The organism is Atlantibacter sp. RC6, assembly GCF_014193285.1.
GTDB lineage: Bacteria > Pseudomonadota > Gammaproteobacteria > Enterobacterales > Enterobacteriaceae > Atlantibacter.
Genome location: NZ_JACHZE010000001.1, coordinates 621506 through 647052, shown reverse-complemented (window position 1 = coordinate 647052; position 25547 = coordinate 621506). Strand labels below are relative to the sequence as shown.

At 54.8% G+C, this 25547-nt stretch carries 21 protein-coding genes; 15 read left to right on the top strand and 6 right to left on the bottom strand.

The window, feature by feature from the left end; all coding sequences use genetic code 11:
* Positions 1-31 precede the first annotated feature (31 nt).
* Entirely contained in the window at positions 32-1324 is a 1293-nt protein-coding gene (serS, locus tag FHW74_RS03175; protein ID WP_183169110.1) for a serine--tRNA ligase, read from the top strand.
* 47 nt (positions 1325-1371) lie between these two features.
* Here the strand turns inward: serS and ycaC are convergent, their stop codons facing one another.
* Positions 1372-1995, bottom strand: coding sequence for an isochorismate family cysteine hydrolase YcaC (gene ycaC / locus FHW74_RS03170; RefSeq protein ID WP_125291774.1), 624 nt, complete (start codon positions 1993-1995; stop codon positions 1372-1374).
* A gap of 299 nt (positions 1996-2294) precedes the next feature.
* On the opposite strand from ycaC, the gene FHW74_RS03165 reads away from it, so the two are divergent.
* The gene (locus FHW74_RS03165; RefSeq protein WP_183169109.1) at positions 2295-3443 is read left to right on the top strand and encodes an MFS transporter; all 1149 of its coding nucleotides are present in this window, start codon (positions 2295-2297) and stop codon (positions 3441-3443) included.
* 51 nt (positions 3444-3494) lie between these two features.
* On the opposite strand, the gene pflA is transcribed toward FHW74_RS03165, so the two are convergent.
* The 4 genes from pflA to ycaO form a co-directional block, all read right to left on the bottom strand.
* Positions 3495-4235: a pyruvate formate lyase 1-activating protein gene (pflA, locus tag FHW74_RS03160; RefSeq protein WP_183169108.1), complete on the bottom strand. Its 741-nt coding sequence runs from the start codon at positions 4233-4235 to the stop codon at positions 3495-3497.
* Between the two features lie 198 nt (positions 4236-4433).
* Entirely contained in the window at positions 4434-6716 is a 2283-nt protein-coding gene (gene pflB, locus FHW74_RS03155; protein ID WP_183169107.1) for a formate C-acetyltransferase, read from the bottom strand.
* 49 nt (positions 6717-6765) lie between these two features.
* Positions 6766-7623, bottom strand: a complete 858-nt coding sequence (gene focA, locus FHW74_RS03150) for a formate transporter FocA (RefSeq protein WP_183169106.1) — start codon at positions 7621-7623, stop codon at positions 6766-6768.
* 403 nt (positions 7624-8026) lie between these two features.
* Positions 8027-9790, bottom strand: a complete 1764-nt coding sequence (gene ycaO / locus FHW74_RS03145) for a 30S ribosomal protein S12 methylthiotransferase accessory factor YcaO (protein ID WP_183169105.1) — start codon at positions 9788-9790, stop codon at positions 8027-8029.
* Between the two features lie 138 nt (positions 9791-9928).
* On the opposite strand from ycaO, the gene FHW74_RS03140 reads away from it, so the two are divergent.
* From FHW74_RS03140 to FHW74_RS03080, 13 genes are all read left to right on the top strand, one after another.
* Positions 9929-10621: a YetF domain-containing protein gene (locus FHW74_RS03140; RefSeq protein WP_183169104.1), complete on the top strand. Its 693-nt coding sequence runs from the start codon at positions 9929-9931 to the stop codon at positions 10619-10621.
* Positions 10622-10782: 161 nt separating this feature from the next.
* Complete coding sequence (serC, locus tag FHW74_RS03135) at positions 10783-11868, top strand: 3-phosphoserine/phosphohydroxythreonine transaminase (RefSeq protein WP_183169103.1); 1086 nt, start codon at positions 10783-10785, stop codon at positions 11866-11868.
* Between the two features lie 75 nt (positions 11869-11943).
* Positions 11944-13230: a 3-phosphoshikimate 1-carboxyvinyltransferase gene (gene aroA, locus FHW74_RS03130; RefSeq protein WP_183169102.1), complete on the top strand. Its 1287-nt coding sequence runs from the start codon at positions 11944-11946 to the stop codon at positions 13228-13230.
* A gap of 174 nt (positions 13231-13404) precedes the next feature.
* Positions 13405-14091: a (d)CMP kinase gene (gene cmk, locus FHW74_RS03125; protein WP_183169101.1), complete on the top strand. Its 687-nt coding sequence runs from the start codon at positions 13405-13407 to the stop codon at positions 14089-14091.
* A gap of 110 nt (positions 14092-14201) precedes the next feature.
* Positions 14202-15875 carry a 30S ribosomal protein S1 gene (gene rpsA / locus FHW74_RS03120; RefSeq protein ID WP_183169100.1) on the top strand — a complete coding sequence of 558 codons (1674 nt, stop codon included), beginning with the start codon at positions 14202-14204 and terminating at the stop codon, positions 15873-15875.
* Between the two features lie 90 nt (positions 15876-15965).
* Entirely contained in the window at positions 15966-16250 is a 285-nt protein-coding gene (ihfB, locus tag FHW74_RS03115) for an integration host factor subunit beta (protein WP_125291785.1), read from the top strand.
* Positions 16251-16450: 200 nt separating this feature from the next.
* Entirely contained in the window at positions 16451-18712 is a 2262-nt protein-coding gene (locus FHW74_RS03110; protein WP_183169099.1) for a ComEC family protein, read from the top strand.
* Between the two features lie 36 nt (positions 18713-18748).
* Positions 18749-20497, top strand: a complete 1749-nt coding sequence (gene msbA, locus FHW74_RS03105; RefSeq protein ID WP_183169098.1) for a lipid A ABC transporter ATP-binding protein/permease MsbA — start codon at positions 18749-18751, stop codon at positions 20495-20497.
* Positions 20494-21471 carry a tetraacyldisaccharide 4'-kinase gene (lpxK, locus tag FHW74_RS03100; RefSeq protein WP_183169097.1) on the top strand — a complete coding sequence of 326 codons (978 nt, stop codon included), beginning with the start codon at positions 20494-20496 and terminating at the stop codon, positions 21469-21471. Before msbA ends, lpxK begins: the two co-directional genes overlap by 4 nt.
* A 28-nt stretch (positions 21472-21499) precedes the next feature.
* Positions 21500-22723 (top strand): winged helix-turn-helix domain-containing protein, encoded by a 1224-nt coding sequence (locus FHW74_RS03095; RefSeq protein WP_183169096.1) that lies wholly within the window; start codon positions 21500-21502, stop codon positions 22721-22723.
* A gap of 47 nt (positions 22724-22770) precedes the next feature.
* Positions 22771-22953 carry a Trm112 family protein gene (locus tag FHW74_RS03090; RefSeq protein WP_125291790.1) on the top strand — a complete coding sequence of 61 codons (183 nt, stop codon included), beginning with the start codon at positions 22771-22773 and terminating at the stop codon, positions 22951-22953.
* Positions 22950-23696 carry a 3-deoxy-manno-octulosonate cytidylyltransferase gene (gene kdsB / locus FHW74_RS03085; protein WP_183169095.1) on the top strand — a complete coding sequence of 249 codons (747 nt, stop codon included), beginning with the start codon at positions 22950-22952 and terminating at the stop codon, positions 23694-23696. Before FHW74_RS03090 ends, kdsB begins: the two co-directional genes overlap by 4 nt.
* Before the next feature lie 127 nt (positions 23697-23823).
* Entirely contained in the window at positions 23824-24717 is an 894-nt protein-coding gene (locus tag FHW74_RS03080; protein ID WP_183169094.1) for a YcbJ family phosphotransferase, read from the top strand.
* On the opposite strand, the gene elyC is transcribed toward FHW74_RS03080, so the two are convergent.
* Complete coding sequence (gene elyC / locus FHW74_RS03075; RefSeq protein WP_183169093.1) at positions 24694-25473, bottom strand: envelope biogenesis factor ElyC; 780 nt, start codon at positions 25471-25473, stop codon at positions 24694-24696. The genes FHW74_RS03080 and elyC overlap by 24 nt on opposite strands.
* Positions 25474-25547 lie beyond the last annotated feature (74 nt).

Below are 25547 nucleotides of genomic sequence, written 5' to 3'. Positions count from 1 at the left end.
TCCCTTTCAATTCGATAAGCACAGGATAAGCATGCTCGATCCCAATCTGCTGCGTACCGAGCCAGACGCAGTCGCAGAAAAACTGGCACGCCGGGGCTTTAAGCTGGACGTAGATAAGCTGCGCGCTCTTGAAGAGCGTCGTAAAGTTTTGCAGGTCAACACTGAAAATCTGCAGGCTGAGCGTAACTCGCGATCGAAATCCATCGGCCAGGCCAAAGCGCGTGGGGAAGATATCGAGCCGCTACGCATGGAAGTGAACAAACTGGGTGAAGAGTTAGATGCGGCGAAAGCCGAACTGGAAACCTTGCTGAATGAAATTCGCGATATCGCGCTGGCGATCCCTAACATTCCGGACGATAGCGTACCGGTGGGTAAAGACGAGCACGATAACGTTGAAGTCAGCCGCTGGGGTACGCCTCGCCAGTTCGATTTCGAGATCCGCGATCACGTCACCCTCGGCGAAATGCATGGCGGACTGGATTTTGCGAACGCGGTTAAACTGACCGGCTCGCGTTTTGTTGTGATGAAAGGCCAGATCGCACGTCTGCACCGTGCTCTGTCGCAGTTCATGCTGGATTTGCACACTGAAGAGCACGGCTATAGCGAAAACTATGTGCCGTATCTGGTGAACCACGCCACGCTGTACGGAACCGGGCAGTTGCCGAAATTCGCCGGCGATCTGTTCCATACCCGTCCGCTGGAAGAAGAAGCGGACAGCAGTAATTACGCGCTGATCCCGACGGCGGAAGTGCCGTTGACTAACCTGGTGCGTGACGAGATCCTCGAAGAAGAATCGCTGCCGCTGCGCATGACCGCGCATACGCCGTGCTTCCGTTCTGAAGCGGGTTCTTACGGTCGCGATACCCGCGGCCTGATCCGTATGCACCAGTTCGATAAAGTTGAAATGGTTCAGATCGTGCGGCCGGAAGAATCTATGGATGCGCTGGAAGAGATGACCGGCCATGCCGAGAAAGTTCTCCAGCTGTTGGGGCTCCCGTACCGCAAAGTCCTGCTGTGCACCGGTGATATGGGCTTCGGCGCATGCAAAACCTACGATCTGGAAGTGTGGGTTCCGGCGCAGGATACTTACCGTGAAATCTCTTCCTGTTCTAACGTATGGGATTTCCAGGCTCGCCGTATGCAGGCGCGCTGCCGTACCAAAACCGACAAGAAACCGCGTCTGGTTCACACCCTGAACGGTTCCGGTCTGGCGGTTGGCCGTACCCTGGTGGCGGTAATGGAAAATTATCAGCAGGCGGACGGGCGTATCGCCATTCCTGACGTGCTGAAGCCGTATATGAAAGGTCTGGAATTTATCGGCTAATCGACGAACCTGAAAAAAGCGCCCTCTGGGCGCTTTTTTTATGCCGTTTATTTGCCTTTCAGCGAATCATAGCTGGTCATTAAATTGCGGTAATCAGGAATATGGTTAGAGAACAGGGTCGCCAGGCCTTCCACGTCGTTGCGCCAGTCGCGATGCAATTCGCAGGCGACGCCAAACCATGTCATCAACTGCGCGCCCGCCTGAGACATACGATCCCACGCCGACAGGCGGGTGAGTTCATTAAAGGTGCCTGACGCATCCGTCACCACAAAGACATCGAACCCTTCTTCAATGGCGGATAACGCCGGAAAGGCCACGCACACCTCTGTGACCACCCCTGCAATGATCAGCTGTTTCTTACCGGTAGCCTTCACGGCATTAACAAAGTCTTCATTATCCCAGGCGTTGATATTCCCTGGACGGGCAATATAGGGCGCATCCGGGAACTGCGCTTTCAGTTCCGGCACCAGCGGGCCGTTAGGGCCGGTTTCGAAACTGGTGGTCAAAATGGTGGGCAAATTAAAGTACTTAGCGAGATCGCCGAGCGCCAGCACGTTGTTTTTGAATTTATCAGGTTCGATATCTCTGACCAGAGAAAGCAATCCGGCCTGATGATCGACAAGCAAAACAGCCGCTTCATTTTTATCGAGACGAACGTAAGGTTTACTCATTTGCGGTTACCTTTGCAGGGTGGATAAAAGCGCGTCGTCACTAAGAATAGATTAAAAAAACGCGCCCGGAGCGCCGGCGGCTTCGATGAAATTTTTCGACTGAATTATCATGTTAATGCTTTTAAAAATATCAATAAAACAAAGGGATAGAGCCAAAATCGGGTCAAACATTTATAAGCTAAATGAATAACTTATATCGATAGCCCTAAAAGCCCGTTTCGCGCTCAATAAGCCGATTGACTTTGTTTTTGCCAGTGGCATGATGCGCGTGAATTTTGAACTTCCTCACGGTTTAATCCATGTCCACGTATACCCGGCCAGTGCTGCTTCTGCTCTGTGGCCTACTTTTGTTGACCCTGGCTATCGCGGTGCTAAACACCCTGGTGCCGCTTTGGCTCGCTCATGAAAACCTTCCTACCTGGCAGGTTGGAGTCGTTAGTTCCTCTTATTTCACCGGAAACCTGGTAGGGACGTTACTGACCGGCAGCTTAATTAAGCGTTGGGGTTTTAACCGCAGCTACTATTTTGCCTCATTGCTGTTTGCGGCGGGCTGCGTCGGTCTTGGCCTGATGGTGGGATTCTGGAGCTGGATGAGCTGGCGATTTATTGCCGGCGTTGGTTGCGCCATGATTTGGGTGGTGGTGGAAAGCGCGCTGATGTGCAGCGGTACCTCACGCAACCGGGGCCGTCTGCTGGCGGCCTATATGATGATTTACTATGTCGGTACGGTACTGGGCCAGGTGCTGGTGAGCAAGCTCTCTACCGAGCTGATGGACGTCCTGCCCTGGGTCACCGGTTTAACGCTGGCGGCGATTTTACCGCTGCTGTTCACCCGTATCGTCAACCAGAACAGCGAGCACCAGGAAAATACCCCGGTGTGGTCGATGTTCAAGCTGCGCCAGGCGCGTCTCGGCGTGAACGGCTGCATCATTTCCGGGATCGTGCTCGGTTCGCTGTATGGCCTGATGCCGCTGTACCTTAATCATCAGGGCGTAAGCAATTCCGGTATCGGCTTCTGGATGGCGGTGATGGTGAGCGCCGGTATTGTCGGGCAGTGGCCGATTGGCCGCCTTGCCGACCGCTTTGGCCGATTGCTGGTGCTACGCGTACAGGTATTCGTGGTGATCCTCGGCTGCCTGGCGATGCTCAGCAATGCAGCCATGGCGCCCGCGCTGTTTATCCTCGGCGCGGCAGGTTTCACAGTTTATCCGGTGGCAATGGCCTGGGCTTGCGAAAAAGTCGAGCACCATCAACTGGTGGCGATGAATCAGGCGCTGCTGCTGAGCTACACCATCGGCAGCCTGTTAGGCCCGACGCTGACCGCGCTGCTGATGCAGAAATATTCCGACAATCTGCTGTTTATCATGATCGCCAGCGTATCGTTCGTTTATCTGCTGATGCTGCTGCGCAAAGCGGGCCAGCATCCCACCCCGGTGGTACACGCCTGAAACGAAAAACCCCCGATTTACGTCGGGGGTTTGGTTTAGCAGCGGCGGAATTTAGTACATCACTTTATGGCCGTACTGCTCCAGAATGCTTTTTACTCGTTCCATGGTCTCTTTCTTCGGCGGTTTTACGCCATCCAGTTTGTACTCTTCGCCCATCGCCACCCATTTGTGTTTGCCCAACTCGTGGTAAGGCAGTAATTCGATTTTCTCGATATTGCCCATCTCACGGGTAAACTCGCCGAGGCGATGCGCGGAATCATCATCGTCAGACCAGCCTGGCACCACGACATAGCGGATCCAGGTCTTAATCCCTTTATTGGCGATGTAGCGCGCGAATTCCAGGGTGCGATGGTTAGAGACGCCCACCAGGTTCTGGTGGATCTCGTCGTTCATCTGCTTGAGATCAAGCATCACCAGGTCGGTGACTTCCAGCAGCTCATCCACCACCGGATCGTAACGGCGCACAAAGCCGTTGGTATCCAGGCAGGTATGGATGCCTTCTTTATGGCAGGCGCGGAACCAGTCGCGCACGAATTCAGCCTGTAACATCGCTTCGCCGCCGGACGCGGTGACGCCGCCACCGGACGCGTTCATAAAGTGGCGATAGGTGACGACCTCTTTCATCAGCTCGTCAACGGTGATTTCCTTACCGCCGTGGGTATCCCAGGTATCGCGGTTATGGCAGTACAGGCAGCGCATCAGGCAGCCCTGGAAGAAGGTGATGAAGCGAATGCCCGGGCCGTCGACGGTACCGCAGGATTCAAAGGAGTGTATGCGACCAATTGCTGACATTGCGGTGTTTTCTCCAGATGTGGCCCATCCGGGGCCTGTGTGCGCACAACTCATAAAGGTTGTGTCGAGTCTGTTTTGGCAGTCATCCATCTCAGTATAGATAGCTGGCAAAGCAGGCTGTGGGGTGGGGGAGTCACTGTTAAAAAGGCCCCACGGATGTGGAGCCTTTATTGTACGCTTATTCAGCCAGACAGTGAATTACATGGTCTGAGTGAAGGTACGGGTAATAACGTCCTGCTGCTGTTCTTTAGTCAGGGAGTTAAAACGCACCGCATAACCAGAAACACGGATGGTCAGCTGCGGATATTTTTCCGGGTTTTCCATCGCATCAAGCAGCATTTCACGGTTCATCACGTTCACGTTCAGGTGCTGACCACCTTCGATGGACGCTTCGTGGTGGAAGTAACCATCCATCAGACCCGCCAGGTTGGTTTTACGCACTTCGTCGTCTTTACCCAGCGCATTCGGCACGATAGAGAAGGTGTAAGAGATACCATCTTTAGCGTATGCGAACGGCAGTTTAGCAACGGAAGTCAGAGAGGCAACGGCACCTTTCTGGTCACGACCGTGCATCGGGTTAGCACCCGGTCCGAACGGAGCGCCAGCGCGACGGCCATCCGGGGTGTTACCGGTTTTCTTACCATACACCACGTTAGAGGTGATGGTCAGAACGGACTGGGTCGGGATAGCGTTGCGGTAAGTAGTCAGTTTCTGGATTTTCTTCATGAAACGTTCTACCAGGTCAACCGCCAGGTCATCCACGCGAGCGTCGTTGTTACCGAACTGCGGGTATTCGCCTTCGATTTCGAAGTCGATAGCCAGACCGTCTTCGTCGCGAATCGGTTTAACTTTCGCGTACTTGATGGCAGACAGGGAGTCAGCCGCTACGGACAGACCCGCGATACCACAGGCCATGGTGCGGATAACATCACGGTCGTGCAGCGCCATCAGCGAAGCTTCATAGCTGTACTTGTCGTGCATGTAGTGGATGATGTTCAGCGCAGTCACGTACTGCTTAGCCAGCCAGTCCATGAAGTGGTCCATACGGTCCATGACTTCGTCGAAGTTCAGCACGTCAGCTTTGATCGGCTCAGATTTCGGGCCTACCTGCATTTTCAGTTTTTCGTCCACGCCGCCGTTGATCGCGTACAGCATGGTTTTCGCGAGGTTAGCGCGCGCGCCGAAGAACTGCATTTGTTTACCAACAACCATCGGGCTTACGCAGCAAGCGATCGCGTAGTCGTCGTTGTTGAAGTCAGGACGCATCAGATCGTCGTTCTCATACTGCAGAGAAGAGGTATCGATGGAGACTTTCGCCGCGAATTTTTTGAAGTTCAGCGGCAGTTTTTCAGACCACAGAATAGTGATGTTCGGCTCCGGAGACGGACCCATGGTGTACAGGGTGTTCAGGAAACGGAAGCTGGTTTTGGACACCAGAGTACGACCGTCAACGCCCATACCGCCGATGGATTCGGTTGCCCAGATCGGGTCGCCAGAGAACAGCTCATCGTATTCCGGGGTACGCAGGAAGCGCACCATACGCAGTTTCATCACCAGGTGGTCGATCATTTCCTGCGCTTCGGTTTCAGTGATTTTGCCTGCTTTCAGGTCGCGTTCAATGAACACGTCCAGGAAGGTAGACACACGACCGAAGGACATTGCCGCGCCGTTCTGGGATTTAACCGCAGCCAGGTAGCCGAAGTAGGTCCACTGTACCGCTTCTTGCGCGTTGGTCGCCGGGCCAGAGATATCGCAGCCGTATTTCGCTGCCATTTCTTTGATTTGACCCAGTGCGCGATGCTGTTCAGCGATCTCTTCACGCAGACGGATAGTGGCTTCCAGGTTTACGCCGTTTTCCAGATCGGATTGCAGAGACTGGAACTGTGCGTATTTGTCTTTCATCAGGAAGTCGATACCGTACAGCGCCACGCGACGGTAGTCACCGATGATACGGCCACGGCCATAGGCATCCGGCAGACCGGTCAGTACGCCAGACTTACGGCAGTTCAGGATGTCTTTGGTATAGACATCGAACACGCCCTGGTTGTGGGTTTTACGGTATTCGGTGAAGATTTTTTTCAACGCCGGGTCCAGCTCGCGGTTGTACGCTTTGCAGGAACCTTCAACCATTTTGATACCACCGAACGGGATAATCGCACGTTTCAGCGGAGCATCAGTTTGCAGACCAACAATCTTCTCAAGGCTCTTGTTGATGTAGCCAGCGTCATGAGAGGTGATGGTAGAAGCCAGGTCGGTATCGAAATCAACTGGCGCATGAGTGCGGTTTTCCAGTTTGATGCCTTCCATAACTTTGTCCCACAGAGAAGACGTCGCTTCAGTGGCGCCAGCCAGGAAGGATTCGTCACCTTCATATGGGGTATAGTTTTTCTGGATGAAGTCACGGACGTTAACTTCATTCTGCCAGTCGCCTTTGGCAAAACCTTCCCAGGCTGTGGCTAACTTTTCATTAAGTTCAGACATTTAACACCTACCTTCTTAAGTGGAATTTCTTTACTGCCCGGAAGCGACATTAATGCTTATCGTCGCCGCGCAGATAAATGACCCAGTACGTCAACCCAACTAACAAACCACCACCGATGATATTGCCGATCGTAACCGGAATCAGATTATCAATGATGAAGTTCATCACAGTCAGATGAGAAAAATTGTCCGGTGAAGAACCGATAGCGGTCCAGAATTCCGGGCTGGCGAAGTTACGAATCACAATACCAAACGGGATCATGAACATATTTGCGATACTGTGCTCAAACCCGCTGGCGACGAACATGCCAACAGGGAGGATCATGATGAACGCTTTGTCGAACAGGCTACGGCCAGAGTAGCTCATCCATACCGCCAGGCACACCATCAGGTTCGCCAGAATACCGAGCGCGACGGCCTCGATAAAAGTATGGTGGAGTTTATGGTCAGCGGTTTGTAAAACATTCAAGCCCCAGCCGCCATTCGCGACCATATGCTCGCCTGCCAGCCACATCAGCAGTACAAACAGTAACGCGCCAATCAGGTTGCCGATATAAACATTCAGCCAGTTACGCGCCAGTTGGCCCCAGGTGATCCGGCCGCTCGCTTTAGCGACCACAATCAGCACCGTGGAGGTGAACAGGTCCGCACCGCAAATCACGCAAAGAATAAGGCCCAAAGAGAAGCATATCCCGCCGATCAATTTCGCGATGCCGAAAGGCATGGTCGCGGTACCGGTGGTGGCAGTGATATAGAAAACAAAGGCGATGGAGATAAAGACGCCCGCAGTGATCGCCAGATAAAAGGTTTTCAGCGGCTGTTTCGTTGCTTTATAGACACCCGCTTCTTCGGCAACTTTTGCCATGGCAGCGGGAAGTAATAGATCGAAAGGGTTGTCAGCTTTCACACTAACTCTCTCTATATTTAATCGGCGACGAGATACTAACAAAGCATTATACAGCAAAATTTGATATCGATCATATCTCGCCGGAGTTGTAGACCTGCAAAACGTGGCGTTATTGCAAATTTTTGTGTTAACCTTTTGAAAATAAAGGTAAAAATAATTTTTAAAGTTTATTATTTAAGTTGAATGATACCGCTCCGCCTCATAGCCAACAGTTAATTAATATGGAGTATTTATTAAAATAAGTAACACTAAAAGCCATTCACGGCTTTAAATGTTCACTCATATTTAACTTTAAAATTACATTTGAAATAATTAACGCCAAAATAAAAAAAGGGGCAATTAAATCGCCCCGTAATATAGCTGAGGTATGCACAATCGCATACGCTTTTTGAGTGACTTCAGGTTATGACACTTTCCAGAAAGCGGCTTTGGCGCGCTGTAACTTCTCGTATGCGGCCAGCAGTGCCTGATGCGCCGGGAAGGCTTTCAGATCGGCGTCTACAGCCTGTAGGCCGTAGAACGGCGCTTCGCCGCTCAACGCCGCGCTGGCGCTTTCTACCGCTTCAGCGCCGTACATACGCACAAACGCATTCAGGTACTGTAGCGGCTGACGATCTTCTTCCTGCGACAGCAGCAGCAGGGTTTGCAGGCAGCGGTAGTAGTTGGCGCGCTCAGCGCTGAATACCGACCCGTTGAACTCCATGGTCCACTCGGTCCAGATCAGTGCCTGATCCAAATCGCCGCCCGCCAGCGCCAGCATCGCTTTCAGCTCGCCGATGCGCAAAGTGTACCAGCCGTTGTCTTTGCCGGTCGCCAGGCCCAGCAGCTCGCGTACACGGGTAAAGTCGTCGTGGCCTTCTTCGTCCAGTTGGGCGATCAGGTTGAGGTAATCCTCTTTTTCCCACTGGCTACCCGGCAGCGCCAGAAGGGTTTCGCGCAGATGCGCGCCCATGCTGTTATTGGCGAGCCACAGGTCTTCCGCCGGATAGATATCCGACATGCCCGGCACGATGATGCGGCAGGCGTAGACGCTCAGGTGTTCGTAGTCGGCGATGTAGACCTCTTTATCTTCCGATTTGAAGATTGCCATGAGCGTAGCGAACTCTTCTTCGGTGGTGCCGGCGAAGCTCCAGTCAACGAACGGATAATCAGCGTCTTGCTTAAACATATCCCAGGAGATCAGACCGCTGGAGTCGATAAAGTGGGTTTCCAGGTTGGCGTGCTCCGCCACTTCTTCATCATCAAAGGTCGGCGGGGTAAACACGTCCAGATCTTTCAGGCTGCGGCCCTGCAACAGCTCGGTCACGGTACGCTCCAGCGCCACGCCGAAGTCCGGGTGCGCGCCAAACGAGGCAAAGCAGGTACCGTTAGCCGGGTTGAACAGCACCACGCAGATCACCGGATATTTGCCGCCCAGCGAGCCGTCGTAAGCGAAGATCGGGAAACCTTCGGCCTCGAGTTTGGCAATGGCTTCCACCACGCCAGGGTAGCGCGCCAGCACCGCTTGCGGGATTTCCGGCAGGCTGATGCTTTCGGCGATGATGCGGTTCTTGATATGCCGCTCAAACACTTCAGACAAGCCCTGCACGCGCGCTTCGTTGGCGGTGTTGCCTGCGGACATACCGTTAGAGACATACAGGTTGCCGACGATGTTCATCGGGATATACACGGTCTGCTGGTCAGACTGGCGGGTGAACGGCAGGGCGCACACGCCGCGCGATTCGTTGCCGGATTGCAGGTCGATCAGCATGCTGGCGGTCAGTTCATTTTCCGGATCGTAAAAAGCGCGCAGGCGATCGTCGAGAATGCCTTCCGGCAGTTCATCGTCTTCCGGGATCGGGAACCATTTCTCGTTGGGATAGTGAACGAACGGACCGTTAGCGATGGTGTCGCCCAGCCAGAAATCGGCAAAGAAATAGTTGGTGGAGAGACGCTCGAAATATTCGCCCAGCGCGGAGGCCAGCGCGGCTTTTTTAGTGGCGCCTTTCCCGTTGGTAAAGCACAGCGCCGAGTCTTTATCGCGAATATGCACCGACCAGACGTGCGGTACCGGGTTTAACCAGGAGGCTTCTTCAATATTAAAGCCGAGATCGGTGAGCTGTTGCTGGAAGCGAGCGATGGAATCTTCCAGCGCAGCATCTTTACCGGGAATGAAAGTTTGAGTCATGAGAGTCACTTTTATCGTACGCAAAGCGCGCAATGATACGGGTTTTGCGTTGCCGGTGCTATCTTCCCGCCGTCCCGGGCAAAAATAATTGTTCGCGCTATGCTTACTTTCAGCAAGGTACTGTAAAGGCGAATAAAAATGAAAGCATTTGATTTGCAACGGATGGCGTTTGACAAGGTCCCCTTTGAGTTTCTCGGCGAAGTTGCGTTGCGCAGCTTATATACCTTTGTGCTGGTGTTTATTTTCCTGAAACTCACCGGACGGCGCGGCGTCCGCCAGATGTCGCTGTTTGAAGTGCTGATCATCCTGACCCTGGGCTCCGCCGCGGGTGACGTGGCGTTCTATGACGACGTGCCGATGATCCCGGTGCTGGTGGTGTTTATCTCACTTGGTGCGCTTTACCGGCTGGTGATGTGGCTGATGGCGCGCAGCGAGAAAATCGAGGATCTGCTTGAAGGCAAGCCCATGATCGTGGTGGAGGAGGGCGAGCTCGCCTGGGATAATCTGCGTAAAGAGAACATGACCGAGTTCGAATACTTTATGGAGTTGCGGCTCAGCGGCGTTGAGCAACTCGGGCAGGTAAAATTAGCCATTCAGGAAACCAACGGCCAACTCAGCGTCTATTTTTACGCGGATGAAAACGTCCGGCCCGGTTTGCCTATTCTGCCGAACTCCCACAAGCCCGCGTTTAAAATCATGCCTGACGCAGGGGATTATGCCTGTGTACGCTGTAGTGAAGTGGTGGCTATGAAAGACGGCGACAAATTAATGTGTCCGCGCTGCGGGCATCCGGACTGGGTCAAGGCGAGCCGCGCCCGCCGAGTGACCTGAACAGTGAAAATTCCGGCGTTCTGTTCCCCGCCTGGCATAATCTGCCGTGTGATAAAGCGCACATTTTGCCGCTGGCGGGGATTACCCATTGCAGCCTTACTCGCTGAGTGATAAAACCGATAGCCACAGGAAAAACTTATTGTTATGCGTGGTGAGGGGAAATGACTCAGGTCTACAATTTTAGTTCTGGCCCGGCGATGTTACCGGCAGATGTAATGCTTTTGGCACAGCAGGAATTACGCGACTGGCAGGGACTGGGCACGTCGGTAATGGAAGTGAGCCATCGCGGTAAACCGTTTATTGCGGTGGCGGAAGAGGCGGAAAAAGATTTTCGCGATCTGCTGAATATCCCCCCCAATTATAAAGTTTTATTCTGCCACGGCGGTGGACGCGGCCAGTTCTCCGCTATCCCGCTCAACCTGCTGGGCGATAAGACCACCGCGGACTACGTTGATGGCGGCTACTGGGCGGCGAGCGCGGTAAAAGAAGCGCATAAATACCTCAAGCCGAACGTCATCGACGCGAAAATTACCGTTGACGGTAAACGCGCCATCAAACCGATGAGCGAATGGCAGCTCTCTGAAGACGCCGCTTACCTGCACTACTGCCCGAACGAAACTATTGATGGTATCGCCATTAATGAAACGCCGGACTTTGGCGACGCTATCGTTACCGCAGATTTCTCCTCCACTATTCTTTCCCATCCGATTGATGTTTCCCGTTATGGCGTGATTTATGCCGGCGCACAGAAAAACATCGGCCCGGCGGGGTTAACCATTGTTATCGTCCGCGAGGATCTGCTGGGTAAAGCGCATTCCGTCTGTCCGTCGATCCTCGACTACAGCGTGCTGAGCGAAAACGACTCGATGTTCAACACGCCGCCGACTTTCGCCTGGTATCTGTCCGGCCTGGTGTTCAAATGGCTGAAGCAGCAGGGCGGGGTGGATGTGATGAACCGCATCAACCAGCAAAAAGCAGATCTGCTGTATGGCGTCATCGATAACAGCGATTTCTACCGCAACGATGTGGCCAGCGCCAACCGTTCACGCATGAACGTACCGTTCCAACTGGCTGACAGCAAACTCGATGCGCTGTTCCTTGATGAGTCGTTTAAAGCCGGCCTGCATGCGCTGAAGGGCCACCGCGTGGTCGGCGGGATGCGCGCCTCCATCTATAACGCCATGCCGCTGGAAGGCGTGAAAGCGCTGACTGACTTTATGATTGATTTTGAGCGTCGCCACGGTTAATTAATCCTCGTTATTGTTTCTCTTCCCCGCAGCGCGCCTGCGGGGCTTTTATTACCTCGATCGAGAGTTTTTTGCATGCAGGAATCCCTGACTTTACAGCCTATCGCGCACGTTGAAGGCACCATCAACCTTCCCGGTTCAAAGAGCGTTTCCAACCGCGCGCTGCTGCTTGCCGCCTTAGCCAAAGGCAAAACGGTGCTGACCAACCTGCTGGATAGCGATGATGTCCGCCATATGCTGAACGCGCTGAAAGCGCTGGGCGTTGAGTACGCGCTGTCTGACGACCGCCGCCGTTGCGAGGTCACCGGGCTGGGCGGCGCATTCCAGGCGCAAGGCGAGCTGGAACTGTTTTTAGGGAATGCCGGCACCGCCATGCGCCCGCTGGCGGCGGCGCTGTGCCTGGGGCATAACGACATCGTGCTCACCGGCGAACCGCGCATGAAAGAGCGTCCTATCGGCCATCTGGTGGATGCGCTGCGCCAGGGCGGCGCGCAGATTGATTATCTGGAGCAGGAAAACTACCCGCCGCTGCGCCTGCGCGGTGGTTTTCGCGGCGGCGACGTCGAGGTTGACGGCAGCGTCTCCAGCCAGTTTTTAACCGCGCTGCTGATGACCGCGCCGCTGGCGGAGCAGGATACGGTTATCACCATCAAAGGCGAACTGGTGTCCAAACCCTATATCGATATCACGCTGCATTTGATGAAAACGTTCGGCGTCGACGTGGACAACGGGGATTACCAACGCTTCGTGATTCGCGGCGGACAAACCTATCAAGCGCCAGGGGAATATCTGGTGGAGGGTGATGCCTCTTCTGCTTCCTATTTCCTGGCGGCGGCGGCGATTAAAGGCGGCACCATCAAAGTGACCGGCATTGGCCGCAACAGCGTTCAGGGTGATATCCGCTTCGCTGACGTACTGGAAAAAATGGGCGCGCAGATTACCTGGGGCGATGATTTTATCGCCTGCACTCGCGGCGATCTCAACGCCATCGACATGGACATGAACCATATTCCCGATGCCGCCATGACCATCGCCACCACCGCGCTGTTCGCCAAAGGGACCACTACACTGCGCAACATTTATAACTGGCGAGTCAAAGAGACGGACCGCCTGGCCGCGATGGCGACCGAGCTGCGCAAAGTGGGCGCGACGGTGGAAGAGGGCCACGATTTCATCACGGTCACCCCGCCGGAGCAGCTGCGCTTTGCGGATATCGGCACCTATAATGATCACCGTATGGCGATGTGTTTCTCGCTGGTGGCGCTCTCGGATACGCCGGTGACTATTCTCGATCCGAAATGCACGGCAAAAACCTTCCCTGACTATTTCGAACAGCTGGCGCGCCTGAGCACGTCTGCGTAAGCTTTTAATCCCGCCTCGCCGGGCTGGTCCTCTGCCAGCCCGCTATACTTGAGCAATTCCTCTACATTCAGATTCTTTAACCAAATCATACGTAAGCTTTAGTAACGCTCTGAGTGATTGGCGCGTATAATGCGCGGCGTTTATGAAATGGTTGCCTTGCTTAAGGAGAACAGGATGACGGCAGCAGCCCCCGTGATTACCGTTGATGGGCCGAGCGGCGCTGGTAAAGGCACGCTATGTAAAGCCCTGGCTGAAACACTGCAATGGCATTTGCTGGATTCAGGCGCTATCTACCGTGTCCTTGCGCTGGCCGCGCTGCATCACCATGTTGATGTGGCTTCCGAAGACGCGCTGGTGCCCCTGGCGGCGCATCTGGACGTCCGTTTCGTGGCGACCAATGAAGAGCTGGAAGTGATCCTCGAAGGGGAAGACGTCAGCGGCGAAATCCGCACCCAGGAAGTGGCTAACGCCGCGTCGCAGGTGGCGGCGTTCCCACGCGTTCGTGAAGCCTTGCTGCGTCGTCAACGCGCGTTTCGCGAAGCGCCGGGCCTGATCGCCGACGGGCGTGATATGGGCACCGTGGTATTCCCTGACGCGCCAGTGAAAATTTTCCTTGACGCCTCCTCTGAAGAGCGCGCCCAACGCCGCATGCTACAGTTGCAGGAGAAGGGCTTTAGTGTTAACTTTGAACGCCTTTTGGCCGAGATCAAAGAACGTGACGATCGCGATCGAAATCGTGCCGTAGCGCCGCTTGTCCCCGCTGCCGATGCTTTAGTTCTGGATTCCACGAGTTTAAGTATTGAGCAAGTGATTGAAAAAGCGCTACAATATGCGCGCCAAAAACTGGCTCTCGCGGATTAAGCGACAGAATTTGCAGTACCCCCGTTGCAATGGATTGACAGCGGGTATGTGAAACAACCCCATCCGGCATGAAGCCAGGTGGACGTTAAATTAAAACCTGAAGATTAAACATGACTGAATCTTTTGCTCAACTCTTTGAAGAATCCCTGAAAGAAATCGAAACCCGCCCGGGTTCTATCGTTCGTGGTGTTGTTGTTGCTATCGACAAAGATGTCGTACTGGTTGACGCCGGTCTGAAATCTGAGTCTGCCATTCCGGCTGAGCAGTTCAAAAACGCCCAGGGCGAAATTGAAATCCAGGTTGGTGACGAAGTTGACGTTGCTCTGGATGCAGTAGAAGACGGTTTCGGTGAAACCCTGCTGTCTCGTGAGAAAGCGAAGCGTCACGAAGCATGGCTGATGCTGGAAAAAGCTTACGAAGAAGCTGCAACCGTTACTGGTGTTATCAATGGCAAAGTCAAGGGCGGCTTCACTGTTGAGCTGAACGGTATTCGTGCGTTCCTGCCAGGTTCCCTGGTTGACGTGCGTCCGGTTCGCGACACCCTGCACCTCGAAGGCAAAGAGCTTGAATTCAAAGTAATCAAGCTGGACCAGAAGCGTAACAACGTTGTTGTTTCTCGTCGTGCCGTTATCGAGTCTGAAAACAGCGCAGAACGCGATCAGCTGCTGGAAAACCTGCAGGAAGGCATGGAAGTTAAAGGTATCGTTAAGAACCTCACTGACTACGGTGCATTCGTTGATCTGGGCGGCGTAGACGGCCTGCTGCACATCACTGATATGGCGTGGAAACGCGTTAAGCATCCGAGCGAAATCGTGAACGTTGGCGACGAAATCACTGTTAAAGTGCTGAAGTTCGACCGCGAGCGTACTCGTGTTTCCCTGGGCCTGAAACAGCTGGGCGAAGATCCGTGGGTGGCTATCGCTAAACGTTACCCGGAAGGCACTCGTCTGACTGGCCGCGTGACCAACCTGACCGACTACGGCTGCTTCGTTGAAATCGAAGAAGGCGTTGAAGGCCTGGTACACGTTTCCGAAATGGACTGGACCAACAAAAACATCCACCCGTCCAAAGTTGTTAACGTTGGCGACGTAGTGGAAGTGATGGTTCTGGATATCGACGAAGAACGTCGTCGTATCTCTCTGGGCCTGAAACAGTGCAAATCCAACCCGTGGCAGCTGTTTGCTGAGACCCACAACAAGGGCGACCGCGTTGAAGGTAAAATCAAGTCTATCACTGACTTCGGTATCTTCATCGGCCTGGACGGCGGCATCGACGGCCTGGTTCACCTGTCTGACATCTCCTGGAACGTTGCAGGCGAAGAAGCAGTTCGTGAATACAAAAAAGGCGACGAAATCGCAGCGGTTGTTCTGCAGGTTGACGCAGAGCGTGAGCGTATCTCCCTGGGCGTTAAACAGCTCGCGGAAGATCCGTTCAACAACTACGTTGCGATGAACAAGAAAGGCGCTATCGTTACTGGTAAAGTAACGGCAGTTGACGCGAAAGGTGCTACAGTTGAATTAGCAGACGGCGTTGAAGGCTACCTGCGCGCTTCTGAAGCTTCCCGTGACCGCGTTGAAGATGCAACTCTGGTTCTGAGCGTTGGCGACGATGTTGAAGCGAAATTCACCGGCGTTGATCGTAAAAACCGTGTTGTAAGCCTGTCTGTTCGTGCGAAAGACGAAGCTGACGAGAAAGATGCAATCGCAACTGTTAACAACAAACAGGAAGACGGCAACTTCTCCAACGCAATGGCTGAAGCATTCAAAGCAGCTAAAGGCGAGTAATCGTCCGAGCGCTAAATCAGGGCGGCTACGGCCGCCCTTGTTCGATTGATAGCTGTAAGCAAATTTTCCTGAATGGAAACCGGAGGAATGATGACCAAGTCAGAATTAATTGAAAGACTTGCCACCCAGCAATCTCATATCCCAGCGAAAGCGGTGGAAGATGCAGTAAAAGAGATGCTGGAGCACATGGCCACGACGCTCGCCCAGGGCGAACGTATTGAAATCCGGGGCTTTGGCAGTTTCTCCTTACACTATCGCGCTCCGCGCACTGGCCGTAACCCAAAAACGGGCGATAAAGTGGATCTGGAAGGTAAATACGTTCCGCACTTTAAGCCGGGTAAAGAGTTACGCGACCGCGCCAATATCTACGGTTAAGCTTGTTTAAGCTTGCCCTGAAGACGACATCTCCGGATGTCGTTTTTTTTTGCCCCTCGCCAGGTTTGCGATAAAACGCGCACAACGTCCGGCTGTTGCTGCAACACGATAAATTTCTGTGAATACAACGCGTAACGCTGGGAAATATGCCTCGCGCGCCTGTCTATTCCCGGCATACTGCGGCCAGACAGGAGGTCTGCATGCCGCTTATCACTCTTTGCTGGTGCCTGGTTGCAGGGACCGTGCCGTTACTGTGGCTACCTCAGCTACCGTCTCTGAGGCTGCTTGCAGCGATCGGCTCGGGTGCAATACTGCTGCTTTTCGCGCCAGGTAAATTCGCATTCCGGCTGGCATTAACGCTGCTCTTTTTTTGTTGGGCTGTTCTGGCGGCAAGGCAAACCCTTGCGCCGCTGTCACTCACCACACATAACCAGAACGTGACGGCGACAATTCTGCAAACCGATGGCGCAACGCGGCATTTGGTGCGGATAACCCAGCTCAACGGCAAATGGCTTTTTCCGGCAATAACCGTGGATTTACCCGGCAGCTACCTTGCAGAAAAAGTGTGCGCCGGGCAGCGTTGGGATCTCGTGGTGCGCCTTAAACCTGTTCACGGACAGCTTAATGACGGCGGATTTGACAACCAGCGCTATGCGCTGTCGCAGCGGCGCAGCGTTACGGGGCGGATTATCGCTTCTCAGCCTCTCGACAGCCGATGTAGCTGGCGTGCGGGCTTTATGGCGTCGGTGAATCAGTCGCTTGCAGCGCGGCCCTGGCGCGACGTGATGCTGGCCTTAGGGTTCGGTGAACGGCTGGCGGTAAGTGATGAAATCAAAACCCTGATGCGCGAAACCGGCACCGCGCATTTAATGGCGATTTCCGGGCTGCATATCGGCCTCGCAGGGCTTATGGGGTGGGGGCTGGCGCGTTTGCTGCAATTTGTCTTCCCGGTCAGGCTGATTAATCACGCTTTTCCTCTGTTCGCCAGTTTAGCGGCCAGCGGCGTTTACACCTGGCTTAGCGGCGCGAATCCACCCGCGTTGCGAACCTTTGTCGCCATGACCATTTGGGGGGCGCTCAGGTTGAGCGGCCGCAGCGGAGATCCCTGGCATGTGTGGCTGTGCTGCGTGGCTGGCATTGTGTTTATCGATCCGCTAACCGTACTGTCGGAAAGCTTCTGGCTCTCGGTGCTGGCGGTGGGCGCGCTGCTGTTCTGGTACCAGTGGGTGCCCTTTATTCCCCCAAAAGCGCCACGCGTTATCAGGCCCGTACTGGCGTTATTACACCTTCAGGCTGGGATGGCACTTTTGTTATTGCCGCTTCAGGTCCTGCTGTTTCACGGCATCAGCCTGACGTCAGTGGTCGCCAATTTATTGGCTGTACCTGTCGTAACCTTCATAACGGTGCCGCTGATCCTGCTGGCGATGATCGTTAATCGTATAGGCATTGAGGGCGCGGAGTCTTTCCTTGAATACCTGGCGGACCGCACACTGGCTGGCGTCTTCTATGGATTACAGGCGCTGCCGCCCGGTTGGCTGGATGTTGATCAGCGCTTTCTCGGGCTGGCGCTTAGCCCCTGGTTGCTAATTGTTCTCTGGCGGCTACGCTTTCAGTGGTACACGCCACTGTTGCCCGGCATTGTGATGCTGCTGCTGAGCGGGCCGCTGATCCGCCCGCGTCAGGATAACAGCTGGGCCGTGCATATGCTGGATATCGGCCATGGCCTGGCGATAGTTATTGAGCGTAACGGGCGCGCCATGCTCTACGATAGCGGCAACGCCTGGCCGGGCGGAGACAGCGCCCGGCAAACGATTATTCCCTGGCTGCGCTGGCATCACCTGGTGCCTGACGGGATTATCTTAAGCCATGAGCATCTCGATCACCGGGGCGGTTTAAACAGCCTGTTGAAGGCCTGGCCGACGTTACCGGTGATAAGTTCACTGGGTTGGGCTGGGCATGCGCCCTGTCTGCGCGGCAAGACCTGGCGCTGGCAGGGCCTTATTTTCACCGTGCACTGGCCTTTACAGATCGGTGCCAATGGCGGAAATAACGTCTCGTGCGTGGTTAAGGTGAGCGATGGCGAGCAAAGCATCTTACTGACGGGAGATATTGAAGCGGACGCCGAGCGCCAGATGGTAAAGCATCACTGGCGCGAACTGCGGGCTTCAGTTGTGCAGGTTCCGCACCACGGCAGCAAGACGTCATCCAGCGCGATTTTGCTCCATGCGGTGGCGGGGCAGGATGCGCTGGCCTCCGTAGCGCGCTATAACGCCTGGCGATTACCTTCTCGCCCGGTCATGGCGCGCTATAAACAGTATGGCTATCAATGGCTGGATACCGCCCATGCAGGGCAAATTACGGTTTATTTTTCACCAAAATCCAGGTTTATCACACGCTTCCGGCAGCAACTTTCGCCTCGCTGGTATCATCAGTGGTTTGGCGTAGATAAGGATAACGGGTAGAATATGCGGCTATTTCAACGAAAGTTGGTTTTTTGAATGCATACCGATAAAGATCTTTCGACGTGGCAAACCTTTCGCCGCCTCTGGCCAATGATTGCCCCTTTCAAACCAGGCCTCATTGTTGCTGCGATAGCGTTAATTCTCAACGCAGCCAGCGATACTTATATGCTATCGCTGCTTAAACCATTACTGGACGATGGTTTTGGTAAGACGGATCGCTCTGTACTGCTCTGGATGCCGCTGGTGGTCATTGGATTAATGGTCCTGCGCGGGATTACCAGTTACGTTTCAAGTTATTGTATATCTTGGGTTTCTGGCAAGGTCGTGATGACCATGCGCCGCCGCCTGTTTAACCACATGATGGGGATGCCGGTCGCGTTTTTCGATAAGCAATCCACCGGCACGCTGCTTTCGCGCATCACCTATGATTCCGAGCAGGTTGCCTCGTCGTCTTCCGGCGCGCTGATCACTGTAGTGCGCGAAGGGGCGTCGATTATCGGCCTGTTTATCATGATGTTTTATTACAGCTGGCAGCTGTCGATCATCCTGATTGTGCTGGCGCCCATCGTGTCTATTGCTATTCGTGTGGTTTCCAAGCGTTTTCGCAATATCAGCAAAAACATGCAGAACACCATGGGCCAGGTAACGACCAGCGCGGAGCAGATGCTCAAAGGGCATAAAGAAGTGCTGATGTTTGGTGGCCAGCAGGTGGAAACCGAACGGTTTGACAAAGTCAGCAACAAAATGCGCCGCCAGGGGATGCGTATGGTTTCCGCTTCCTCCATTTCCGATCCGATAATTCAGCTGATCGCCTCTCTGGCGCTGGCTTTCGTGCTGTACGCCGCCAGCTTCCCAAGCGTGATGGAAACCCTGACCGCGGGGACCATTACCGTGGTGTTCTCAGCCATGATCGCCCTGATGCGTCCGCTGAAATCCCTGACCAACGTCAACGCCCAGTTCCAGCGCGGTATGGCGGCTTGCCAGACCCTGTTCAGCATTCTGGACAGCGAGCAGGAAAAAGATGACGGTACGCGAGTTATCGAACGATCCACCGGCGATATCGAGTTCCGTAATGTCACCTTTACCTATCCGGGCAGAGACACGCCAGCGCTGCGCAACATCAATCTGCGCATTCCGGCGGGCAAGACCATCGCTCTGGTTGGCCGCTCCGGGTCGGGCAAATCCACCATCGCTGGCTTGATTACGCGCTTTTACGATATTGATGAAGGCGAAATCCTGATGGATGGCCACGATCTGCGGGAATACACCCTGACGTCGTTGCGTAATCAGGTGGCGCTGGTCTCCCAGAACGTGCATTTGTTTAACGATACCGTCGCCAATAACATTGCCTACGCCCGTACCGAAGAGTACAGCCGCGAAGAAATTGAGAAAGCCGCGAAAATGGCCTATGCCACCGACTTTATCAATAAGATGGATAACGGCTTCGATACCATCATCGGTGAAAACGGGGTAATGCTCTCCGGCGGTCAGCGTCAGCGTATTGCTATTGCCCGTGCCCTGCTGCGCGACAGCCCGATTCTGATCCTCGATGAAGCGACCTCGGCGCTGGATACGGAATCTGAGCGTGCTATCCAGGCTGCGCTGGATGAGTTGCAGAAAAACCGCACGTCGCTGGTGATTGCCCACCGTCTGTCGACCATTGAGAAAGCCGATGAAATCGTGGTGATTGAAGATGGCTGCATCGTGGAGCGTGGTACTCATGACGAGCTGTTGAATGAGCGGGGTGTTTATGCCCAGCTCCACAAAATGCAGTTTGGCGCATGATAGAAAAAATCTGGTCGGGGCAATCGCGCCTGTGGCTGCTGCTGTTGCCGCTCGCCGGGCTGTATGGCCTGGTGAGCGCCCTTATCCGGCTCAGCTACCGTTTAGGGTGGCGTAAAGCCTGGCGCGCGCCGGTTCCGGTGGTGGTAGTGGGTAATCTCACCGCCGGCGGCAACGGCAAAACCCCGGTGGTGGTCTGGCTGGTAGAACAGTTGCAACAGCGCGGCATCCGGGTCGGCGTGGTCTCTCGCGGCTACGGTGGAAAAGCCCAGCGCTATCCGCTGGTTCTTGATGCCAACACGTCCAGCGAGCAGGCCGGGGATGAACCGGTGCTGATTTACCAGCGTACCGGTGCTGGCGTGGCGGTATCGCCCGTGCGTAGCGAGGCGGTTCAGGCTCTGCTCGACCAACATCAGCCGCAAATTATCGTCACTGACGACGGGCTTCAGCATTATGCGCTGGCACGCGACAGGGAGATCGTGGTAGTGGATGGCGTAAGGCGCTTTGGCAACGGCTGGTGGCTGCCGGCGGGCCCGATGCGTGAACGCGCAAGCCGGCTGCGTGAGGTCGATGCGGTTATCACTAACGGCGGTACGCCGAAACCCGGTGAAATCGCTATGCGGCTGGTGCCGTCTCAGGCGGTTAATCTGCTGACCGGTGAAAAACGCGATGCCGCGTCTTTTACGGATGTGGTGGCGATGGCGGGAATTGGACATCCGCCCCGTTTTTTCGCCACACTGGAAAGCCTGGGCGTGACGCCCGTTAAGACGCTGAGCCTTGCGGATCATCAGGCGCTGACGCAAGCCCAGGTTTCCGCCTTTGCCCAACCCGATCAGATCTTAATGATGACTGAAAAAGACGCGGTTAAATGCCGTCCGTTCGCCCAGGCTAACTGGTGGTATTTACCGGTCGAGGCGAAGCTTGAATCCCCGGCGGCGGATAAATTATTGTTGGATATCCTCTCCCTGGTGCGTTAAACCGCTTCGCGCCGAACAAGGATGCACCATGGCTGAACCTGTACTTTCGCTACAAACCGCACGTAATCTTCATCTTGCCGCTCAGGGACTGCTGCGCAAACCGCGCCGCCGCGCCCGTCCTGAAGATATCCTTGCCGCCATCACCCAAATGTCGCTTTTGCAAATCGACACCATTAACGTGGTGGCGCGTAGCCCGTATCTGGTGCTGTTTAGCCGCCTGGGATGCTACCCGATGCACTGGCTTGATGATGCACTGGCGCGCGGAGAGCTGATGGAGTATTGGGCGCATGAGGCCTGCTTTCTCCCACGCAGCGACTTTGAACTGGTACGCCACCAAATGCTCCAGCCGGAAAACATGGGCTGGAAATACCGTGCGGAGTGGATGGCGGAACATGCTGCGGACATCGCTGAACTGCTTGACTGGATTGAGCAAAACGGCCCGGTACGCTCGGCAGATTTTGAGCATCCGCGACCAGGACAACGCGGCTGGTGGGACTGGAAACCCCATAAGCGCCACCTTGAAGGCCTGTTCAGCGCTGGAAAAGTGATGGTGATCGAACGCAGAAATTTCCAGCGCGTCTACGATCTCACTGCCCGCGTGATGCCCCACTGGGACGACGACAAACACCTTTTGCCGCAGGAACTGGCCCAGGCCAGGATGCTGGAAAATAGCGCCCGCAGCCTGGGGATTTTTAAAAGCGCCTGGCTGGCCGATTATTACCGGCTGAAAAGAGCCCCGCTGGCGGAACATATTGTGCGTTGGCAGGCCGAAGGCAGAGTAGTAAGCGTTGAGGTCGAGTCGCTGGGGCAAATGTGGCTGCACCGGGATTTGCTGCCGTTACTGGACAATGGCAAAAGCCCACGCGCCACGCACAGCGCCGTGCTGTCACCTTTTGATCCGGTGGTCTGGGATCGTCGCCGCGCCGAACAGTTGTTTAATTTCACCTATCGGCTTGAATGCTATACCCCGGCGCCAAAGCGTCAGTATGGCTATTTTACCTTACCCTTACTGCACTGCGGCCAGTTGGTTGGACGAATGGATGCCAAGATGCATCGTAAAACTGGCGAGTTGGCAATTATTGCGCTGTATCTGGAGCCTGAGGTGGCCGTCAGGGCATCCCTCGTGACCGGTTTACAGCAGGCAATTACCGAGTTTGCCCTCTGGCAGGGCGCAACGAGCGTCACCCTGGCCAGCCAGCCCTCTGCGTTACAGGCCGCATGGGGCAGCGCCTGGGAAATCCAGCAGCCCTGACCCCGGGCTGTGGTATTCTGTGGGCATCATTTCCATCAGGAGGAAACATGGATCATCGTTTGCTTGAAATCATTGCTTGCCCGGTTTGCAACGGCAAGTTGTATTACAGCCAGGATAAGCAGGAGCTTATCTGTAAAGTGGACAATATGGCCTTCCCCTTTAAAGAGGGCATTCCCGTATTGCTGGAAACCGAAGCCCGTACCCTGGATCCGGAAGAGAGTTTTTCATGAGCTTTGTGACCATTATTCCCGCCCGCTATGCCTCAACACGTCTGCCGGGTAAACCCCTGGTGGACATCAATGGCAAACCGATGATTGTGCACGTACTTGAGCGCGCCCGTGAATCCGGCGCTGACCGGGTGATCGTCGCTACCGATACGGTTGAAGTTGCCGATGCCGTTCGCGCCGCGGGCGGCGAAGTTTGCATGACGCGCGCCGATCACGAATCCGGTACCGAACGTCTGGCGGAAGTTGTCGAAAAGATGGGTTTTGCCGATGACACCATTATTGTCAACGTGCAGGGCGATGAGCCGATGATCCCGCCTACGATTATCCGTCAGGTGGCGGAAAACCTGGCGAACTGCGATGCCGGCATGGCGACACTGGCGATACCTGTCCACAGTGCAGAAGAGGCATTTAATCCTAACGCCGTTAAAGTGGTCATGGATAAAAATGGTTACGCGCTCTATTTTTCCCGCGCCACCATTCCCTGGGATCGCGACCGCTTCGCCCAGTCCCGGGATGAAATCGCCAATTACTTCCTGCGCCATATTGGCATCTACGGCTATCGCGCCGGATTTATTCGCCGCTATGTGACCTGGGCACCGAGTGAACTGGAACATATTGAAAAACTGGAGCAATTGCGCGTGCTCTGGCACGGCGAGAAAATTCACGTCGCAGTAGCGCATGAGGTGCCGGGCACCGGCGTTGATACCCCCGCCGATCTCGAACGGGTTCGGGCGGAAATGCGCTAAACCGACAATTTTGCAAACCGGCCTCTGGCCGGTTTTTTCTTTCTGGCAGCTTATTGATCTCGTGTGATGACATCTGCGCAAAGGACGCCCATTATAAAAGCAGTATGGTTATTAAGGGTAAAAGCGAATGGAGCAGCTGCGTGCAGAACTCAGTCATCTGTTGGGTGAAAAATTAAGCCGGGTTGAATGCGTCAGCGAGAAACCTGATACCGCCTTGTGGGCGCTTTACGATAGCCACGGCAACCCAATGCCGCTGCTGGCCCGCAGCTTCACGTCGCCCGGGCTTGCCGGGCAGCTTGCCTGGAAAATCTCCATGCTGGCCCGCTCGGGTACCGCCCGGATGCCGGTGGTGTATGGCGTCATGACCCATGAAGAGAATCCGGGCCCGGATGTGGTGCTGATGGAGCGATTACGCGGCGTATCGGTGGAAGCGCCCGCCCGCACCCCCGAGCGTTGGGAACAGCTAAAAGACCAGATTGTCGAATCCCTGCTGGCCTGGCACCGTGTCGACAGCCGGGGCTGCGTGGGCAATGTCGACAGCACCCAGGAAAATATCTGGCCCTCCTGGTATCGTCAGCGCGTTGAAGTGCTGTGGAATACCCTGAATCAGTATCCGCGCTGCGGCTTAACCATGCAGGATAAGCGGATTTTGTTTCGCACCCGGGAATGCCTCGACACGCTGTTTTATGGATTCAACGATAACTGCGTCCTGATCCACGGCAATTTCACCTTACGCAGCATGTTAAAAGATCCCCGGAGCGACCAGCTGCTGGCCATGGTTAACCCCGGCTTAACGCTGTGGGCGCCGCGCGAGTATGAACTGTTCCGTTTGTGCGATACCGCTCAGGCGGAGAGCCTGCTGTGGCACTATTTACAGCGCGCGCCGGTCGCGGAAGCTTTCCTCTCACGGCGCTGGCTGTATGTATTATGGGACGAAGTCGCCCAACTGCTGCAAACCGGGCGCTTTAACCGTAATAACTTTGATCTGGCCTCTAAATCACTGATCCCCTGGATCGCCTGAGATGCCTTTTAACCACTGCCACACCCGGCCAAGCGTCTCATAACTCGCCCGATCGCTATGCATTAACCAAAGGGGAGAGGGGATGGCTCTCTCCCAGGGATTGAGCGGCGAGGTAATCGCGATTTGGTTAGCGGGCGCGGGGATCGGCTTCAGCCCCTGATGCTGGAAAAAGATCATCGCCCTGGGCAGATGCGAGGCGGACGTCACCAGCAAAAATGGCGTATCGCCAATCATTTTGGCCACTGCCGCCGCTTCTTCTTCGGTATCTTTCGGTGTATCCAGCGTGACAATGGCGTCGCGCGGCACGCCTAAACTCTCCGCTACCCGCGCCCCCGCTTCTGCGGTGCTCACCGGGTTGCTAATAGCTCTTGCCCCGGTAAAGATCAGTTTTGCCCCCGGATTGGCCTGCCACAGGCGGATGCCTTCCGTCACTCGGGGCAGGCTGTTATTAATCAGATTCGAACTGGGCGCCCATTGCGGGTTCCAGGTATACCCGCCACCTAAGATCACGATATATTGCGCCTTCGGCTCGTCTTGCCAGGTGGGATAGCGATCCTCAATCGGTTTTAACAGCCCGTCGGCGACGGGTTGCAGGCTGAGTAGCAGCAGTGCAAGCCAGCCCGCGGTTAATAGCGTTTTCGCCGTTCTCTGCCAGCGGGTAAACCACAGCAGCAAAATCGCCAAACCAATGACGATCAGCAGGAACGGCAGCGGCAGTAACAGACCGCCAATAAATTTTTTCAGGAAAAAGAGCATAAAACCGGGTCCTTTTTAACCATATAACGGGCGCAAAGCGCGGATCTTACACCTGATGGGTTCCTTATCCCTGC